This window comes from Dialister sp., from assembly GCF_036343215.1.
Lineage (GTDB): Bacteria > Bacillota > Negativicutes > Veillonellales > Dialisteraceae > Dialister.
The window spans coordinates 1-2,970 of sequence record NZ_JAZASU010000152.1 but is presented as its reverse complement, the minus strand read 5'-3'; the positions used below and the strand labels follow the sequence as shown (position 1 = coordinate 2,970).

Here is a 2,970-nt window from a genome sequence, read left to right as displayed (position 1 = left end):
ATTCCCCTATTTATAAAGTTTATAAAAGAGAAGTATATAAAAGAGCAGCCCCGGCGCAATGTTCTCTGCTGATGACATTGCACAAAGGCTGCTCTATTATAATGCTGTCTTTTTCTCCGTATCTGTCGGCTCCTATAGGTCTTTACAGATTTTCATTAGTATCTGTCTACTAAACTCTGTTCCATTCTGTCTGCTAAACTCTGTTCCATTCTGTCTGCTAAACTCTGTTCCATTCTGTCTCTAACAGATTCCGGACCGGTCACTGTATTCTTTAATAATAGAAGTGATTTCCTGCAGATTATCCGTAAAGAAAATACTCTTCATGGCTTCCCTGTCAATAAATCCCTCTTCCACCATCCTGGAGAACTGGGACTGGAGAGGATTGTAGAATCCTTCCAGGTTATAAAGGATACAGACGCCTGACTGCAAGCCCATTTTCACATGGGAAATGGCCTCCGAAATCTCTTCCAGTGTTCCGCTGCCACCCGGAAAAGCAATGTAAACATCTCCCATTTCCAGCATGACCTTTCTACGGGAAGGGATATCCGGTACCACAATCAATTCTGTGAGTTCATTGCTCTGCAGCTCCTGATCCACGAATATCTGGGGTTCCACACCGGTCACTTTGCCGCCTGCTGACAGCACTGCCTCCGCCAGACTGCCCATCAGGCCTGTCATACTGCCTCCATAGACCAGCCAGTGTCCTTCTTTTCCGATCCATCTGCCAAGCTTGGATACAGCCGCCTTATAGACCGGCCGGTTTCCGAACATTGATCCCAGAAAAACTGTAATTTTCATAAAGCCTCCGTCAAGACCTGTCAAAGAACCCCGGTCGAAAACAAACTTTTTGAACTACGCTCTTTTGATATCCGCTCCCTCGTTTCCCTCTGCGGCAGTCCTTGAAATCAGATTCTGGCCAGCTCGGTATTTTTGTATGAAGCGTCGTCTGTGACTTCTTTTATGACTTTAATGCAGGGCGGGAATATGACTTCTTCATTCTTATCCTGCAGTTCCACATCTACAATGGCCTTATCATCCCAGAAAGGATAGACATCGATCTCGAAATAATGGCCTTCATACCCCATGCAGTACCTGGTCTTGCGGATCGGACGCCTGGTGGGATCCGCTTCCATAAGGCTGCGCAGATAATCCTTCAGGTTCAGCCGCCTTTCCATTTCAATACGCTGGGTGTCGGATATATTCTTCTTGGTCGTTTTGAAGTAAATATAATTGCCGTCAAAGCCACGCTGGCGGACACGGACTTCCTCATTTTCATTGGCCTTCAGATATGTCTGAATAATATCCACCTTCTGGCAGCTGGGATCCTTCTCCAGCTCTGCAATATCCGGATACTCAATCAGGAATTTGCGTTCCACTTCTCTGGGCTGCGGCTCACCCAGGAATCCGGAGATTTCTTTGATCAGCCGCATCATCTTTTCTTCAAAATCCGTGCTGTTGTCAATGACCTTAAGATGGGGATGGCCGGTCCAGGCGGCGATAAAGCTGTTGTCCAGATTTCTTGCCTGCTCGACTGTTTCATATCTGGCGGCATTATTGCCAAAGGTATAGAATTCTTCCGCCCCCTTGGCAGCTGTGACCAAATGAAAGACCGCGTCATAGGAATCTCTGAGGTCGACTTCATTCCAGCCCGTCTCCTCCAGAATCGAATCAAATTCCTCCTGGGTCATATAAGCACGGTTGTCCAGTTCCCCTCTGTCGCAAACAATGAGAATCTTCTGATCCGGCATAGTCCTGGCAGCCTGTTCAAACATATCCTCTTTGAATTTCTGCAGCCGCATCTGAATCGTCTGATATTCCACGTTGCTGCCGCAGGTCCAGGGGGCAACGCCGCCGGAAATCAGTTCCGTTGCCGTCTCCGGTACAAAAAGGACCTTGTAACCTTTTTCCGTAAATGCGTTCTGTACCCAGCTCATGGCGGTCGTTTTGCCCGCGCAGGGTCCGCCGGTTAATACGATTTTTCTGATTTCCTGCATTATTTCGGCCTCCGCTAACTACTCATGGAAGATGTCCGTTCTAACGGTGAATTACTGTGCCTGTCGGTGAAAAATTTACATCCTGCTGCTTTTTCTACGTATTATTTATTTTTTATTATTTATTTTTTACGTATTATTTAATCGATGCGATTCTCCAGAACACCGACGCCTTCAATTTCCATTTTTATCTCATCGCCGTGTTCCAGAAATCTGGGTGGGGCAAAGCCCATGCCAACGCCGGCCGGTGTCCCTGTCGCAATGATCGTACCGGCTTTCAGCGTCATTCCGGTTGACAATGTCTCCAGAATCTCCGGAATTCCGTGGATCAGCCTGGCTGTGTTGGAATCCTGACGCAGCTCGCCGTTGACCCAGCACCGTATTTCAAGATTGGGCGGGAAAGAAACTTCGTTTGCCGTCACAATGCAGGGACCCATGGGGGTAAAACCGTCCAGGCTTTTCCCATAATACCACTGCCTGTGTGAAGTCTGCAGGTTTCTGGCAGAAACGTCATTGATAACAGTATATCCGAAAATATATTTCTCTGCATCCTCCGCTTTGATATTTCGAGCATCTTTCCCCAGGATAACGCCCAGTTCCACCTCATAATCCAGAGAATCCACAAGTCCCTGGTAAGAAGGAATTGCCTTGCGCGTGCCCTGTGAATAAGTGACCCGCTTGGAGAAGAAAACCGGCTTAGGCTTTTCTCCGCCGAAAGCATTCTCCGAGAACCGGGCCGCCTCCACCTCGTGGGCGCTGTAATTCATGCCCAGGCAAATCACATCCTGCAGAGGCCGGGGTATCGGAGAAAGGATCTCCACCTGATCCGCAGAGACCGTCCTGCATTCCGCGGAAATCTTCGCGTGCTTTCTGCCAAGGATAATGTCGTTCATATCGGAAATATCTTCCTGAACAAATAAATCACAGCCGTCAATACTGACTGCCACTTTTTCCTGTCCATCAATCAATAAAGTATAGT

General features: G+C 47.9%; 3 protein-coding genes. All 3 read right to left on the bottom strand.

Features of this window, described 5'->3' with window-relative positions:
* Positions 1-240: 240 nt before the first annotated feature.
* Entirely contained in the window at positions 241-798 is a 558-nt protein-coding gene (locus tag VZT47_RS09920) for a TIGR00730 family Rossman fold protein (RefSeq protein WP_330224801.1), read from the bottom strand.
* A gap of 107 nt (positions 799-905) precedes the next feature.
* Positions 906-1,994, bottom strand: a complete 1,089-nt coding sequence (locus tag VZT47_RS09915) for an AAA family ATPase (RefSeq protein WP_330224800.1) — start codon at positions 1,992-1,994, stop codon at positions 906-908.
* A 137-nt stretch (positions 1,995-2,131) separates the two neighbouring features.
* On the bottom strand, positions 2,132-2,970 hold an 839-nt coding region (locus tag VZT47_RS09910), incomplete at its 5' end, for a fumarylacetoacetate hydrolase family protein (protein ID WP_330224799.1).

What these genes read in the sequence shown, in the direction of transcription:
- VZT47_RS09920 (WP_330224801.1), bottom strand. Translation starts at nt 798, where the DNA reads ATGAAAATTACAGTTTTTCTGGGATCAATGTTCGGAAACCGGCCGGTC.
- VZT47_RS09915 (WP_330224800.1), bottom strand. Translation starts at nt 1,994, where the DNA reads ATGCAGGAAATCAGAAAAATCGTATTAACCGGCGGACCCTGCGCGGGC.